Origin of the sequence: Geobacillus zalihae NBRC 101842, assembly GCF_001544135.1 — a bacterium.
Taxonomy (GTDB): Bacteria; Bacillota; Bacilli; order Bacillales; family Anoxybacillaceae; genus Geobacillus; species Geobacillus zalihae.
On record NZ_BCPV01000082.1, the window covers coordinates 1 to 13875 of the forward strand.

Consider the following 13875-nt stretch of genomic DNA (forward strand, 5'->3'; position numbering starts at 1 on the left):
GGCTGCCATTTTAATTGCTGACGATGCGAAGTTTATGCGGGTAACGCTGGCGCGCATATTGGAAAAAACGGATCACACCGTAGCCGGTGAGGCGGAAAACGGCAAAGAGGCGGTCGAGCTGTATCGCCGGCTGCGCCCCGATCTTGTCATCATGGACATTACGATGCCGGTCATGAATGGGATTGAAGCGGTGCGGGCGATTAGGGAGATCGATCCCGGGGCGAAAATCATCATCTGCTCGGCGCTCGGGCAGCAGCGTATGGTCGTTGAGGCCATTGAAGCCGGAGCGGCCGACTTCATCGTCAAGCCGTTTGAAGAAACCCGCGTGCTCGAGGCGATTGCCCGTCTTTTGTAAGCGGGCTTCGGCTCCGTACGGCATAGGAAGGCGCCGGCTTATGACCGAAGACAGCTGGGGGCGCTTCTCATGGCAAGGAAGAGGAGGGGCGCTGGCGCGATGTTGGCCGGAGGCGGCTTTAGAGCACGATAGGCAAGCGAAGTGCTTTTTGCTATAATGGCGTTGTTCGTGAATTTTGTCGGAAGAAGGTGATGGCTTTGGCGCTTGTTACATCGCTCATCGCCGTTGTGATGGCGTTTTTCATCTTTTTTGTGCGCATGAAGGCGTCGGAAAAGCCGACGAATGCCAAAAAAATTATTTTGCCACCGCTGTTTATGAGCACCGGAGCGCTGATGTTCATCGATCCGGTCTTTCGCGTTACGCGCGGGGAACTGATCGAGGCGGTCATTCTCGGCCTGTTTTTCTCGCTGTTTCTCATTAAAACGTCGAAATTTGAAATCCGCGGCAATGAGATTTATTTGAAACGCTCAAAATCCTTTATTTGGATTTTGCTCGGGTTGATTGTCATTCGTCTTGGCTTGAAAACGTATTTAGGACGAACGATCGACTACCGCCAGTTAAGCGGCATGTTTTATTTGCTCGCGTTTTCGATGATCGTCCCATGGCGGATTGCGATGTACGTTTCGTATAGAAAGCTGGCGGCGCAGCTGAAACCGCCAGTGCTGACATAAAGAGCTGTCCCGCTGATGGACAGCTCCCTTTTTTGTTGCGCCAAGCCACTTCACTTCGCTTCCCTGGAATTGTCCCGCAGACGGAGCTGAAGTCGTCGGTTCCGGCCGAAAAAGCTGCTTGTTTGGGCCGCTTTTTTCATGCTGAAACAGACGAAAGCCGCCGGTCAGCCTTAGACGAAAGGCTGAACGTCAGCGGCTTTCCAATAAATGTTTATAAGGGGCGAGATCGATGTTCTTCGCCTGCAATGTCCGGATCAAAAACTTATGGTCGCGCTTTGGCGTCGCGATAATATACCCGCGGATGAGCAAGTCGCGTGTGATGCGCGGCGCCTGCTCCTTGAGCGCAAGCTCGCCGATTTTGCCGGCGATCTTTTGCCGCGCGACGTCGCGGAACAATTCCGGCACAGGGCGAACCAATTCCTCAAGCAGCGCTTTTTCTTCTTCCCCCCATAAATGGCGCGTCTGTTCAATGTAATATTCCTGCCAGTCGAGCTCCGATTTTCCATCTTCTTTCGGCAGCCGCTTCAAAAACTTGCGGAACATGAAAAAGCCGCCGATCGACATCATGACAAGCAAAAAGACGACCCAAAGCAAAATAAACCAAAGAAACCATCCGGTCAGCACGATCCCCACCCCAACATGATGATCAACTGTTTTGCCATAGGCAAGATTCGTCTACTATTATGTCGAAAAGCTTGCTGTTTGGCAAGTTTCAAACGGCGGCTTGTTACGAAGTGTAACGCAACTGTAATGCAACTGTAAAAAAGCTTGTCCCGCCATACAGCGCCAATGGATGGAAAGCCGCCGGCCGCTTTGTATGGAAAAGATATACAGTGACGTTCCCTTCTTTGCCTGCTAATCTAGTAAACAGAAAAAAGCCAAAAGGCAACGATGAGGGGGATGCGCAGAGTGAAAAAGACGATTGCAGCGCTCGCGATCACTTGCTGTATGGCGTTAAGCTCTCATGGGCTGTCGGCGGAAGCGGCTGGCTCGTATACATACTATCAAGTGAAAAAAGGCGATACGTTGTCGAAGATCGCCAAACAATATCATACTACGGTTGCTTCGTTAAAGTTGTTAAATCACTTAAAAAGCGATGCCATTTATGCCGGAGAAAGGCTGAAAGTGCCGGCTGCGGCGAAGCGATCGGCTTCGGCGCCGGCAAAGAAGAAATCGATCTCATTAAGCGCCGCTGACCGGAAGCTTCTCGCCCAGCTTGTGCAAGCGGAGACCGGTTCGAGCGAGCCGTTGGTCGGCAAGGTGGAAGTGGCGCTTGTGGTTTTAAACCGCACAAAGCATCCGGAGTTTCCAAAGACGGTGCGCGGCGTCATTTATCAAAAAACGAAATCCGGCTATGCGTTTGTACCAGCCAAAACGGGGAAATTGACCCGCATTCAGCCGACCAAGCAGGATTACGAGGCGGTCGACAAGGCGCTGGCCTTATTCCCAAACGATCGCCGCGGCTCGCTTTATTTCTACAATCCGAAAATCACAAAAGACAAATGGATGTTGTCGCGTCCGGTGACGATTCGCATCGGGCACCATGTCTTCACGAGATGAACGGGGTCGAATAAGGCCTCGTTCTTTTGTTTTGTGCATAGCGGCAGCCGGTGGTGACGATTCTTGTGGTGCATGCCCAAGATCATTTCATGACGGCGATCACGGTCAAGGACTTAGCCGCTGAATTCGTGGAGCTGTATGAAGCGCTCAAGCGGCAAACAGCCGAATCATAATCGCCGTCGGCCGGCTTGTTGACCGGGTGAGGATGATTCGCTTCAACGGGAATGAACCCAAGGCGGGCGGCAACGGGCTGTTCTAGCGACCGCCCGCTTTGTTGATTTTACAATAATTTTATTATGTAAACATAATGACACCAGCCGTTCAGCCCGCCCGGCTGCCGCCGGGCGCGGCTAAACGGAGATAAGGAAACTCCGCTTGTTTTCGTCACATATCGTGGCTTGTGTTGTGCTTTTGCCGCGTGTGATTGCGGTTCTTCACTTTTTTCGAACCGTCAAGCGGCTCCGGCTGCCCAGGATTGTCGCCTTTTGGGGCGTTTTTGCGCATATCTTTGCCGTCGTTTTTGTTCGTCATTTGTTGTCCCTCCTTTGTCCGTTAGCATGCGGCGTTGTGCTTTCGCTTATTCGGCGCATAATTTGCGCCCGGTTTGAAACGATAAGTAGTGGATGACCGCGATGACTGCGAAGGAGGAACGAGCCATGGTTTATCATAAAACGAAGCAAGACGCGTTTCAGGCGGCGCAAAAGGCGACGATGGAGGCAAAAGAGTGGCATGACCATCTCGTCCGCGATCAAGCCGATTACGGCCATCAGTTAGCCCATTTGCGGCAGGAAGTGAACGAAGCGTTTGCACAAATTGAAAACGCGCTTGAAGTCGCCTCGGAAACGCAGCGCATGCAGCTTGAGAAATTCCGCAGCGATTTGCAGGCGATCGTTGACGAAGTCAATGAGAATGAGTAAGGGAATGCCGGCGGCGGTCATTCCCTTTTTGCATGCTATGGCAGTCCGGGATGGCGGAATGGCCGCCATGCTATTGGTTCTTTTTTCGTTTTTTGTTGTTTTGGCGCTGGGCTTCTGTCAGTGGTTCATTGGAAAACTCTTCATTGTAGCCGGCTCCCATTCCTTGCGCTTTGGCGGCGTTCATGCCAGGGATCACGTGGTTTGCTTTTCGCTTTGCCATTCGTTTCACCTCCGCTTCTAGTTTGCGACGAAACGGGCGCCTTATTCCTCTTTTGCCGCGGTAAGGAAGTAATATGGCGAGACATTGGAAATCATTATTTACAACTTGTGCTGTTCTATAATAAGATAAAGTCGTGCCGAACTTTATGGGGATTGGGAGAATTCATGCTATTTTTTCGACTTTTGTGCGAAAAAATAGTATAGTATTATTGTGAAGTGAAGGGGGTTATACATATGGCGAAACAAGATGTGTTCAACGCCCGCTCTTCGTTTGTTGTAAACGGCAAAACGTACAACTACTACCGTTTGCAAGCGCTTGAAGAAGCGGGCATCGGCCAGGTGAGCCGCCTGCCGTACTCGATCAAAGTATTGCTTGAATCGGTGCTTCGCCAAGTCGACGGGCGCGTCATCACGAAAGAGCACGTCGAAAACTTGGCGAAATGGGGAACGCCGGAAATGAAAGACATCGACGTGCCGTTTAAGCCGTCGCGCGTCATTTTGCAAGACTTCACCGGCGTGCCGGCCGTCGTCGATTTGGCTTCGATGCGCAAAGCGATGGCGGATCTAGGCGGCGACCCGTACGAAATCAACCCGGAAATTCCGGTCGATCTCGTTATCGACCACTCGGTGCAAGTCGACCGCTACGGGTCAGACGATGCGCTGGAGTACAACATGGATTTGGAATTCAAACGGAACGCCGAACGGTACAAGTTTTTGAAATGGGCGCAAAAAGCGTTTAACAACTATCGTGCCGTTCCGCCGGCAACGGGGATCGTCCACCAAGTGAACTTGGAATATTTGGCCAGCGTCGTTCACGCGGTCGAAGGGGAAAACGGCGAGTACGAAGCGTTCCCGGATACGCTTGTCGGCACGGACTCGCATACGACGATGATCAACGGCCTCGGCGTCCTCGGTTGGGGGGTCGGCGGCATTGAAGCGGAAGCCGGCATGCTCGGCCAACCGTCGTACTTCCCGGTGCCGGAAGTCATCGGCGTCCGCCTGACAGGCAAGCTGCCGGACGGAGCGACGGCCACGGACTTGGCGCTTAAGGTGACGCAAGTGCTCCGGAAAAAAGGCGTCGTCGGCAAATTCGTTGAATTTTTCGGACCAGGAGTAGCGACTTTGCCGCTTGCCGACCGGGCGACGATTGCCAACATGGCGCCGGAATACGGGGCAACGTGCGGCTTCTTCCCGGTCGACGCTGAAGCGCTTGACTATTTGCGCTTGACCGGCCGCGACGAACATCACGTTCAAGTCGTCGAAGCGTATTGCAAAGCGAACGGTTTGTTCTACACGCCGGATGCACCGGAGCCGGTGTTTACGGATGTGGTGGAAATCAACTTGTCGGAAATTGAAACGAACTTGTCTGGCCCGAAACGGCCGCAAGACTTGATCCCGCTCTCGAAAATGAAACAGTCGTTCCGCGACGCGGTGAAAGCGCCGCAAGGCAACCAAGGCTTTGGCTTGACGGAAGCGGACTTGGAGCGGGAAATTACGGTCGAGCTGAACGGCGAACAAGTGAAATTGAAAACGGGCGCTGTCGTCATCGCGGCCATCACAAGCTGTACGAACACGTCGAACCCGTACGTGCTTGTCGCCGCTGGTTTAGTGGCGAAAAAAGCGGTCGAAAAAGGCTTGCAAGTGCCGAAATACGTGAAAACGTCGCTCGCGCCGGGCTCGAAAGTCGTCACCGGCTATTTGCGCGATTCGGGCTTGTTGCCGTATCTTGAGCAGCTCGGTTTCAACATTGTCGGCTACGGCTGCACGACATGCATCGGCAACTCAGGTCCGCTTGCGCCGGAGCTCGAAAAAGCGCTCGCGGAAAGCGATCTGCTCGTGACAAGCGTCCTGTCCGGCAACCGGAACTTTGAAGGCCGCATCCACCCGCTTGTCAAAGGCAACTATTTGGCATCGCCGCCGCTTGTTGTCGCCTATGCGCTCGCCGGCACGGTCGACATTGACTTGCTTAACGAGCCGATTGGCAAAGACAAAGACGGCAACGACGTCTATTTCCGCGACATTTGGCCGTCGATGGAAGAAGTGAAGAATGTCGTCAAGCAAGCGGTCGATCCGGAACTGTTCCGCAAAGAATATGAGCGCGTGTTCGACGGCAATCCGCGCTGGAACGCCATCGAAACGACGGATGAGCCGCTGTACCAATGGGATGAAAACTCGACGTACATTCAAAATCCGCCGTTCTTTGAAGGCTTGTCGCCGGAAGTGCGCAAAGTCGAACCTCTCACCGGCTTGCGCGTCGTCGGCAAGTTCGGCGATTCGGTCACGACTGACCATATTTCGCCAGCTGGGTCGATCGGCAAAAACACGCCGGCAGGCCAATACTTGATCTCGAAAGGCGTCGAGCCGAAAGATTTCAACTCGTACGGTTCGCGGCGCGGCAACCATGAAGTGATGATGCGCGGCACGTTCGCCAACATCCGCATCCGCAACCAAATCGCGCCGGGCACGGAAGGCGGCTATACGACGTACTGGCCGACCGGCGAAGTGATGTCGATGTACGATGCGTGCATGAGATACAAACAAGACGGCACTGGGCTTGTCGTCATCGCCGGCAAAGACTACGGCATGGGCAGCTCGCGCGACTGGGCGGCGAAAGGGACGTTCTTGCTCGGCATTAAAACGGTCATCGCCGAAAGCTTTGAGCGCATCCACCGCTCGAACCTCGTTTTGATGGGCGTCCTGCCGCTGCAATTCAAAGAAGGCGAAAATGCGGAGACGCTCGGCTTGACGGGTAAAGAAGTGTTCGACATTCACATCGATGAAAACGTCAAACCGCGCGATCTCGTCAAAGTGACGGCGACGAACCCGGATACGGGTGAGAAGAAAGAATTTGAGGTCATCGTCCGCTTTGACAGTGAAGTCGAAATCGACTACTATCGCCACGGCGGCATTTTGCAAATGGTGTTGCGCGAAAAATTGGCGAAAGTGAAACAATAACGACAAAAAGCAGGCTCCCATATCGGGAAGCCTGCTTTTATTTTGTGTTGAGCTTTTTCGCTGCGTTCTCAAGCTTGCTTTTTGGATCCGGGGTGAACGTTCCGTCTTGGCCAAAGCCTTGCGGGTTGACGCCCGGCGCCTTCGTGCCGCGGTTTCGGCCGCCGTTTTTGGTCATTGCTCTCACCTCCGCTCTTTACGGATAGTATGGCCGCTCTTGGTCAAAATATAAGCAAAGGAGGAAAGCTTCACTGTTTTTCGCTAAGAGCAATCGTTGCGGCTACGATGGGATGTTCCGCTTTTCCCGCCACCGTCTGCCCCAGAGGCGCATGCTTGGCAGTTCGGCGAAAATCATGCCGGCCAAAATCGCAGCGCCGCCAAGCCAGGCCGATGGCGACAGCCGCTCTCCAGCCCAAAGGTAGGCGGTCAAAGCGGCGAACACCGGCTCCATGGCGAAAATCAGCGCGACATGGGCGGGAGTCGTATATTTTTGCACCGCCGTTTGGATGAGAAACGCCGCGGTCGTCGCCAACAACGATGTCACAGCGAGCGCCCCCCATACTTCCGGACGGCGGAGCACCGCCATATTCCACATTTGCGCGGCGTCTTCAAACCAAAAGGCAAAGAAGAAACAGAGGATGCCGACGGTAAAAATTTGCACCATGGTCAACAGCATCGTCGAATGCTGAGAGGAATAGCGGCCGGTGACGATAATGTGCATGGCAAAGGAAACAGCACAAAGAAAGACAAAGAAATCGCCCTGATTGAACGACAGCTCCGCTCCCCCTGTCAGCCAATACAGGCCGAACGCGGCAAGTGCCGCTCCAACGACCGCATTCACAGACGGTTTTTGCTTTAAAATCAAAAAGGAAAACAATGGAACGAGCACAACGCTCAGTCCGGTAATAAAGCCGGCTTTCGAGGAAGTGGTATACAACAGTCCGATCGTTTGGAATGCGTAGCCACAAAACAGCCATAGCCCCATCCACGCTCCAGCGCCGATGACTCGCCATGACAACTGGCCGAAGAGTGGGCGGGAAGCGGCAGCGATCCAGGTGAGAAGCAACAAGCCGGCCAAACTGAAGCGAACGGCGTTAAACGACAACGGCTCCAAAAACGAAATGGCATTTTGGACGACGACGAACGTCGCCCCCCAGACGAACGTCACCATGAGCAGACTCAGATCGGCTATGGTTTGACGCTTCAATTCGAATCCTCCCTCTTCATATGCTTGCGCCCCATCTCATTTTGGGTGCTAGCCGCTAGTGTACCACAAGTAGGCCGAAAAAGATAGATATTTTGGAAAAAAGATGGGCGCCTGCGGCAAAATGGTTGATACAAGAAGAATTTGCGCATAATATTAGGTAATGAACAAGGGCGCAAGTGTGGTAAAATAAAAACCAGCTCCGATCATCGCCACGCGGAAGGGTGACAATGCGTTGGACGTACAAATCCACTGGACGTATATCACGCCGAAAAAACAAGAGGCGTTTCTTGTCTCCGATTGGGTCGATGCCAAAAAGGCGCTCGCTTTGGCGGATGATTTTGAAAAAACCGGGCGGACGAAAACAGTGGAGTTCATCGATCGAAACGGCACGGTGTGGTCAAAAAAAGAGCTGCAAAAGCTGCTTGAGGAGATCGCCGGCGAGCCGCATGAGATCGTTGTGTATTTCGACGGCGGCTTTGACCATGAGACGTCCCAAGGCGGCGCCGGCGCGGTCGTATACTATAAGCAAAACGATCATCGCTACCGGTTGCGCGCCAACCGCCGGCTCGGCGAAATCAAATCCAATAACGAGGCAGAGTATGCGGCGTTTTGGTTTGTCATGCAGCTGCTCGAGGAACTTGGTGTTCATCATTTGCCGGTGACGTTCCGCGGCGACTCCCACGTCGTGTTAAAGCAGCTGTCCGGCGATTGGCCGTGTTTTGAGGACGATTTCAACATCTGGCTTGACCGCATTGAAGCGAAAATGCGCGAACTTCACATCGAACCGGCGTACGAGCCGATTTCGCGCAAACAAAATAAAGAGGCGGATTCGCTCGCCCGCCAGGCGCTTGAAGGGCAGATCATCACAAGCCGAACGGAATTGACAGGGAAAGGGTAAGGTCGTATGGGAAAGAAGCGGAACCGACGCAAAGAAATATTGGACCAAATCGCTTGGCTGGAGGAAACGTACTGCGATGGCTGCTTTTTAAAAAGCACGTTCCGGAAAGAGTACGGCAAAACGTACGCCCAATCGTTTTGCATCCAGCAATGCACGGTCGGGGAACAAATGCGGCAGTACGGGGAGATGCTTCTATCAGCGCCGCCGCGTCCGCGTCGGTAATGAAGGAATTTTTTTTAAGAGGCGGTTGGTGCGGGCGATAGGAGCCCCAATCTGCGCTTTCGCGAGCCTGGGGCGGTGCCGGCTGCGACCAGGCAAGCTCTGGCGTTTGAACGGAGGAAGCGGATGCGCTGCGAAGGCCGGTGATTGACAGAACATACGTTTTAACATGGAGAAACCTCAAAAGCTGTTCTTCTTTTCACTCCAAAAGGAAATCGCTGTTTGTCCTCCGCCTTATAGATGGTGCAAAAAGAGCTTCGCCAAGCGAAGCTCCGTTTTGCTGTTATTGCTGCGCCTCGCGAAGCTGGTGTTCGGCGCGGGCCAATGTTTGTTCGCAACGGGCGAGAAAATCACCGTCGACGCCCGTTGCTTCTTGGCGGGCGCGCGCAAGTTGGTCGCGGGCGTTTTTCACCGCTTGTTCGGCGTGGCGAAGCATCTCGGGGTCGAGTTGCATCGTCGCCTGGCCGACCATTTTCTCCGCCGTTTCGACGAACATTTCCACTTGCTTTACATCGTTGTATCCCGTATGTACGTCGGCATCGCGTCTGGCCATATGAACACCTCCCTTTCTTTATTGTTTGCCGTTTGGTGAAATTTATGCCAATCAAATGAAAAAGGCATCCTGCGATGGTGCAGGATGCCTTTCTTTCCGCTCCCGTTCTCTCGTCTATGTCAACGAAGTCTTATAATTTGACAACGTTCGCTGCTTGCGGTCCGCGGTTTCCTTGGACGATTTCAAACGAAACTTCTTGGCCTTCTTCTAACGTTTTGAACCCTTCACCTTGGATCGCCGTGAAGTGGACGAATACGTCGGAACCGCCTTCCACTTCGATGAAACCGTAACCTTTTTCGTTGTTAAACCATTTTACTTTACCACGTTGCATAATGCTGAATTCCTCCTAATACCTTTAGCCAACTTGGCTAACCTCAAGATTTTTATCAAATAACAAAATATACTCCACAGCCAACCAAGGTGCGTCCTCATGATGAATGCCTGAAATATATTCTGTTATGTGATGACTTTACTATACACTATTCGGAGCTGCCGCGTCAAGCAAAAGAAAGGAAATTTCCGAAAAAAAGTGTCCCCCGCTGAAAAAATGCTGTTCAGCAAAGGAAAACAGACCGTCCGGGGAGAAAAAAGTCATGAACGGGCAACGACAGCCATACATTGGAATAGGAACGACGCAAAGGGGGAGGAGCGGATGTACCGCGGAAAAATCGCGGGAAAAGAAGTGATCGTCCGGCTGGGCAGCAGAGTAAGCCGCCGCTATTTCAGCGACAATAAAATTTACAACATGGTGCTTTCGTACGGGGAATCGGCGTTCCGCAAAGGGCAGGACACATTTTGCATTTACAACGACCGCATCGGCTTGATTGTCGCGGAAGTCGAGCAACAAGACGTCCCGGTCATCCGGATCGACTACATTATCGAGAACGAAAATGTGTACGAATAACCGATTGACAATCGATAGAGAATGCAGTAATCTCGAATGTAAGCGGTAACAAAAAACCGCGTTCGTCTGTTTCAACCGGAAACAGGCCGCCGCCGCTAGGCGCGTCTGTTTATTTTTTGCTCCGGCGCTGAAACGGGCCGCGGTTTTTTTCGTATATGTAAACAACGAGAGATAGCGAAAGAGGTGACAACGATGCTGCTTCGCAAAATGATGTCAAAAGTCGGAGTCGGGTCGGCGCACGTCGACTTGATCTTAAATAAATCGTTATGGCGCCAAGGAGAAGTGATTCAAGGGATCGTCCACATTTACGGCGGAACGGTGGAACAAAGGATCGAGCGGCTTGATGTCGAGCTCGTGCAAAAAACGATCGAAAACGGCAAGGAACTGGATGCCTTTGTCGCCGTCATTCCGGCGGCCGGAGCGTTTTCGATCAAGCCGGGCGAGAAAAAGGAGATCCCGTTTTCCTACACGATTCCGGAAACGTTGCCGCCATCGCGCCCTGGCCGGTCTTATCGGTTCATCACCCGCCTTCATATCGAAGACGCGGTTGATACGCTCGACTTCGATTATGTGCAAATTTTGCCGAAAAAATAGGTTGACAGCGTTTTCAACAGGTGATATGCTAAAAGCAAGTTAATACGTTGGGGTGGAGAAGCGGAGACCCACACATATTCCTCGTTGATGGGCGGGGAAGTGTGTGGGTTTTTGCTTTTTCACCCAACGGTTCACCCTCCGGAGGGGCTGAACAAACAGGAAATGGGAGAAGAAATCACGAAATGAAGAAAAGGGGGAAGAGAACAAATGTCGCCATTTTTAGGGGAGCTCATCGGCACAGCCTTGCTCATCATTTTCGGCGCGGGTGTGTGCGCCGGGGTCAACTTGAAAAAATCATACGCGGCCAACTCCGGCTGGATTGTTATTACGATGGGGTGGGGGTTGGCGGTGGCCGTGGCCGTATACGCTGTCGGCCAGTATAGCGGCGCCCATCTCAATCCAGCGCTGACAGTCGCGTTGGCGCTCGCCGGTGATTTTCCGTGGAAAGACGTGCCGGGCTATATTGCGGCGCAAGTGCTTGGGGCCGTCATGGGAGCGGTCATTGTCTACCTCCACTATTGGCCGCATTGGAAAGAAACGGACGACCCGGGCGTCAAGCTTGGCGTGTTTGCGACAGGTCCGGCCGTGCCGAATGCGGCTGCCAACTTGCTTAGCGAGATCATCGGCACGTTTGTGTTGGTGTTGGCCATCTTGGCCATTGGCGCCAACCAGTTCGCCGATGGGCTTAATCCGTTTGTCGTTGGTTTTTTGATCGTGGCGATCGGCCTGTCGCTCGGCGGCACGACGGGATACGCCATTAATCCGGCCCGCGACTTTGGGCCTCGGTTAGCCCACTTTTTGCTGCCCATCCCAGGGAAAGGATCATCAAACTGGTCGTACGCATGGGTGCCGATTGTCGGGCCGCTGCTTGGCGGCGCGCTAGGCAGTTTGGTGTATAAAGCTGTTTTCTTGGGAAAATCGTCAGGCGCATTATGGGGAGTGCTGGCGGCAACGGCAGCCGTTTTGGCGGCGGCGAAGATGACAAACGGAAAGACAGTGAGCGCCACAAGCCGCCGTTCTCTGTAGCTGGCATATGGGGATTGCAAGCTCATCAAGGAGAAGGGGGAAGAAGGTTATGAATCAATACATGTTAGCCATCGACCAAGGCACAACGAGCTCGCGTGCGATTTTGTTCAATCAAAAGGGCGAAATCGTCCATATCGCTCAAAAAGAGTTTACGCAATATTTTCCGCAGCCCGGCTGGGTCGAGCATAACGCGAACGAAATTTGGGGCTCGGTGCTCGCCGTCATCGCGAGCGTCTTGTCCGAGGCGCAAGTGAAGCCGGAACAAGTGGCAGGGATCGGGATTACGAACCAGCGGGAGACGACGGTGGTGTGGGAGAAAGACACCGGCAACCCGATTTACAACGCCATCGTCTGGCAGTCGCGGCAGACGGCCGATATTTGCGATGAACTGAAGGCGAAAGGGTATGACCCGTTGTTTCGCAAAAAAACCGGCTTGCTTATTGACGCCTATTTTTCCGGGACAAAAGTGAAATGGATTTTGGATCATGTCGACGGAGCGCGCGAACGGGCGGAGCGCGGCGAATTGCTTTTCGGCACGATCGATACGTGGCTCATTTGGAAGCTGTCTGGCGGCCGCGCCCATGTAACCGATTACTCGAACGCGTCGCGCACATTAATGTTCAACATTCATACGCTTGCGTGGGATGACGAGCTGCTTGATATCCTAGGCGTACCGAAGGCGATGCTTCCTGAGGTTCGGCCGTCGTCGGAAGTGTACGCGAAAACCGCCCCTTATCACTTCTTTGGCGTCGAGGTGCCGATCGCAGGCGCCGCGGGCGACCAGCAGGCGGCCTTGTTCGGGCAGGCGTGCTTTACGGAAGGGATGGCGAAAAATACGTACGGCACCGGCTGCTTTATGCTCATGAACACCGGGGAAAAGGCGGTCGCGTCGAAACACGGGCTGCTCACGACGATCGCTTGGGGAATAGACGGCAAGGTCGAATACGCCCTTGAAGGCAGCATCTTCGTCGCCGGTTCGGCCATTCAATGGTTGCGCGACGGCTTGCGGATGATCAAAACCGCAGCGGACAGCGAAGCGTACGCCGAAAAAGTCGAGTCGACCGACGGGGTGTACGTCGTCCCGGCGTTCGTCGGGCTCGGCACCCCGTATTGGGACAGCGAAGTGCGAGGCGCGGTGTTTGGCCTCACGCGCGGCACGACGAAAGAGCATTTCATCCGGGCGACGTTGGAATCGCTCGCCTACCAGACAAAAGATGTGCTTGCCGCCATGGAAGCCGATTCCGGCATCTCGCTGACGACGCTGCGCGTTGACGGCGGGGCCGTGAAAAACAACTTCCTCATGCAGTTCCAGAGCGATTTGCTGGCCGTTCCGGTTGAACGGCCGGTCGTGAATGAAACGACGGCCTTGGGCGCGGCGTATTTGGCCGGATTGGCCGTCGGCTATTGGAACAGCCGGGATGACATCGCCGCCCAATGGCAGCTGGATCGCCGCTTTGAACCGAAGATGGACGACGCCAAGCGTACCGCTCTCTATGAAGGATGGAAAAAAGCGGTGCAAGCGGCGCGGTCGTTTAAATGATGGAAAAACGCAGATGTCTCGTCATGGGCATCTGCGTTTTTGTGTTTTGGCTTGCACGTCACGGGGCGGAAAAAAATGAAACAGCATCGCCCTCCTCTGTTTGTCGAGTAAAGGCGAATTTTTTCTGAATGCGCATTCAACAAGACAAAAAACTGAGACTTTGAAACATCAATATGATAAAACAAAATAATGTTCTAAATAATCATATATAACGAGGGTGAAATTAAAAAAATGTTGAAAATACAAAAAATATCGTGTAA

The 13875-nt window shown here is 53.3% G+C and carries 18 protein-coding genes and 1 pseudogene; 12 read left to right on the forward strand and 7 right to left on the reverse strand.

Annotation, left to right across the window (positions count from 1 at the left end):
• Both GZ1_RS16065 and GZ1_RS16070 read left to right on the forward strand, forming a co-directional pair.
• Positions 1–355, forward strand: a 355-nt coding sequence (locus GZ1_RS16065) for a response regulator (RefSeq protein ID WP_157074386.1), incomplete at its 5' end; no start/stop codon positions are given.
• 191 nt (positions 356–546) lie between these two features.
• Positions 547–1026, forward strand: a complete 480-nt coding sequence (locus tag GZ1_RS16070; protein WP_371198483.1) for a CcdC family protein — start codon at positions 547–549, stop codon at positions 1024–1026.
• A 189-nt stretch (positions 1027–1215) separates the two neighbouring features.
• Here the strand turns inward: GZ1_RS16070 and GZ1_RS16075 are convergent, their stop codons facing one another.
• On the reverse strand, positions 1216–1650 hold the full coding sequence (locus tag GZ1_RS16075) for a DUF2621 domain-containing protein (RefSeq protein ID WP_011230841.1): 435 nt from the start codon (positions 1648–1650) through the stop codon (positions 1216–1218).
• 267 nt (positions 1651–1917) lie between these two features.
• On the opposite strand from GZ1_RS16075, the gene GZ1_RS16080 reads away from it, so the two are divergent.
• Positions 1918–2586, forward strand: coding sequence for a cell wall hydrolase (locus GZ1_RS16080; RefSeq protein WP_174520695.1), 669 nt, complete (start codon positions 1918–1920; stop codon positions 2584–2586).
• A 53-nt stretch (positions 2587–2639) separates the two neighbouring features.
• Positions 2640–2759, forward strand: a pseudogene (locus tag GZ1_RS16085) (PTS lactose/cellobiose transporter subunit IIA); the annotation flags it as partial.
• Positions 2760–2970: 211 nt separating this feature from the next.
• Here the strand turns inward: GZ1_RS16085 and GZ1_RS16090 are convergent.
• Positions 2971–3117 carry a small acid-soluble spore protein P gene (locus GZ1_RS16090; RefSeq protein WP_011230843.1) on the reverse strand — a complete coding sequence of 49 codons (147 nt, stop codon included), beginning with the start codon at positions 3115–3117 and terminating at the stop codon, positions 2971–2973.
• Between the two features lie 125 nt (positions 3118–3242).
• Between GZ1_RS16090 and GZ1_RS16095 the strand changes: the two genes are divergently transcribed.
• On the forward strand, positions 3243–3503 hold the full coding sequence (locus tag GZ1_RS16095; protein WP_015374479.1) for a hypothetical protein: 261 nt from the start codon (positions 3243–3245) through the stop codon (positions 3501–3503).
• Between the two features lie 70 nt (positions 3504–3573).
• Here the strand turns inward: GZ1_RS16095 and sspO are convergent, their stop codons facing one another.
• Positions 3574–3723 carry a small acid-soluble spore protein SspO gene (sspO, locus tag GZ1_RS16100; RefSeq protein WP_008879509.1) on the reverse strand — a complete coding sequence of 50 codons (150 nt, stop codon included), beginning with the start codon at positions 3721–3723 and terminating at the stop codon, positions 3574–3576.
• Positions 3724–3956: 233 nt separating this feature from the next.
• On the opposite strand from sspO, the gene acnA reads away from it, so the two are divergent.
• On the forward strand, positions 3957–6677 hold the full coding sequence (acnA, locus tag GZ1_RS16105; protein WP_013145670.1) for an aconitate hydratase AcnA: 2721 nt from the start codon (positions 3957–3959) through the stop codon (positions 6675–6677).
• A 37-nt stretch (positions 6678–6714) separates the two neighbouring features.
• Here the strand turns inward: acnA and sspL are convergent, their stop codons facing one another.
• Positions 6715–6852, reverse strand: a complete 138-nt coding sequence (gene sspL / locus GZ1_RS16110; RefSeq protein ID WP_011230846.1) for a small, acid-soluble spore protein L — start codon at positions 6850–6852, stop codon at positions 6715–6717.
• 102 nt (positions 6853–6954) lie between these two features.
• Entirely contained in the window at positions 6955–7881 is a 927-nt protein-coding gene (locus tag GZ1_RS16115) for a DMT family transporter (RefSeq protein ID WP_015374481.1), read from the reverse strand.
• A gap of 232 nt (positions 7882–8113) precedes the next feature.
• Here GZ1_RS16115 and GZ1_RS16120 point away from each other — a divergent pair, with 232 nt between their 5' ends.
• A complete protein-coding gene (locus GZ1_RS16120) occupies positions 8114–8779 on the forward strand; it encodes a ribonuclease H family protein (RefSeq protein ID WP_015374482.1) in 666 nt (221 codons plus the stop codon).
• 6 nt (positions 8780–8785) lie between these two features.
• Complete coding sequence (locus GZ1_RS16125) at positions 8786–9001, forward strand: zinc-finger domain-containing protein (RefSeq protein WP_013145666.1); 216 nt, start codon at positions 8786–8788, stop codon at positions 8999–9001.
• A 280-nt stretch (positions 9002–9281) separates the two neighbouring features.
• Here GZ1_RS16125 and GZ1_RS16130 read toward each other — a convergent pair whose 3' ends face one another.
• Positions 9282–9551, reverse strand: a complete 270-nt coding sequence (locus GZ1_RS16130; protein ID WP_013145665.1) for a DUF2564 family protein — start codon at positions 9549–9551, stop codon at positions 9282–9284.
• Between the two features lie 130 nt (positions 9552–9681).
• Positions 9682–9882 (reverse strand): cold-shock protein CspD, encoded by a 201-nt coding sequence (gene cspD, locus GZ1_RS16135; RefSeq protein WP_003251474.1) that lies wholly within the window; start codon positions 9880–9882, stop codon positions 9682–9684.
• A 321-nt stretch (positions 9883–10203) separates the two neighbouring features.
• On the opposite strand from cspD, the gene GZ1_RS16140 reads away from it, so the two are divergent.
• The 4 genes from GZ1_RS16140 to glpK all read left to right on the forward strand — a co-directional run bounded on the left by GZ1_RS16140 (position 10204) and on the right by glpK (position 13615).
• On the forward strand, positions 10204–10455 hold the full coding sequence (locus GZ1_RS16140; RefSeq protein WP_033008855.1) for a hypothetical protein: 252 nt from the start codon (positions 10204–10206) through the stop codon (positions 10453–10455).
• Positions 10456–10647: 192 nt separating this feature from the next.
• Positions 10648–11049 carry a sporulation protein gene (locus GZ1_RS16145; RefSeq protein WP_060788879.1) on the forward strand — a complete coding sequence of 134 codons (402 nt, stop codon included), beginning with the start codon at positions 10648–10650 and terminating at the stop codon, positions 11047–11049.
• 207 nt (positions 11050–11256) lie between these two features.
• Positions 11257–12075, forward strand: coding sequence for an MIP/aquaporin family protein (locus GZ1_RS16150; protein ID WP_060788880.1), 819 nt, complete (start codon positions 11257–11259; stop codon positions 12073–12075).
• Positions 12076–12124: 49 nt separating this feature from the next.
• A complete protein-coding gene (gene glpK / locus GZ1_RS16155) occupies positions 12125–13615 on the forward strand; it encodes a glycerol kinase GlpK (RefSeq protein ID WP_060788881.1) in 1491 nt (496 codons plus the stop codon).
• The last annotated feature ends 260 nt before the right edge of the window (positions 13616–13875 follow it).

Coding starts and splice junctions, on each gene's coding strand:
- GZ1_RS16070 (WP_371198483.1), top strand. CDS start 547: ATGGCTTTGGCGCTTGTTACATCGCTCATCGCCGTTGTGATGGCGTTT.
- GZ1_RS16080 (WP_174520695.1), top strand. CDS start 1,918: ATGAGGGGGATGCGCAGAGTGAAAAAGACGATTGCAGCGCTCGCGATC.
- GZ1_RS16090 (WP_011230843.1), bottom strand. CDS start 3,117: ATGACGAACAAAAACGACGGCAAAGATATGCGCAAAAACGCCCCAAAA.
- GZ1_RS16095 (WP_015374479.1), top strand. CDS start 3,243: ATGGTTTATCATAAAACGAAGCAAGACGCGTTTCAGGCGGCGCAAAAG.
- sspO (WP_008879509.1), bottom strand. CDS start 3,723: ATGGCAAAGCGAAAAGCAAACCACGTGATCCCTGGCATGAACGCCGCC.
- acnA (WP_013145670.1), top strand. CDS start 3,957: ATGGCGAAACAAGATGTGTTCAACGCCCGCTCTTCGTTTGTTGTAAAC.
- sspL (WP_011230846.1), bottom strand. CDS start 6,852: ATGACCAAAAACGGCGGCCGAAACCGCGGCACGAAGGCGCCGGGCGTC.
- GZ1_RS16125 (WP_013145666.1), top strand. CDS start 8,786: ATGGGAAAGAAGCGGAACCGACGCAAAGAAATATTGGACCAAATCGCT.
- GZ1_RS16130 (WP_013145665.1), bottom strand. CDS start 9,551: ATGGCCAGACGCGATGCCGACGTACATACGGGATACAACGATGTAAAG.
- cspD (WP_003251474.1), bottom strand. CDS start 9,882: ATGCAACGTGGTAAAGTAAAATGGTTTAACAACGAAAAAGGTTACGGT.
- GZ1_RS16140 (WP_033008855.1), top strand. CDS start 10,204: ATGTACCGCGGAAAAATCGCGGGAAAAGAAGTGATCGTCCGGCTGGGC.
- GZ1_RS16145 (WP_060788879.1), top strand. CDS start 10,648: ATGCTGCTTCGCAAAATGATGTCAAAAGTCGGAGTCGGGTCGGCGCAC.
- GZ1_RS16150 (WP_060788880.1), top strand. CDS start 11,257: ATGTCGCCATTTTTAGGGGAGCTCATCGGCACAGCCTTGCTCATCATT.
- glpK (WP_060788881.1), top strand. CDS start 12,125: ATGAATCAATACATGTTAGCCATCGACCAAGGCACAACGAGCTCGCGT.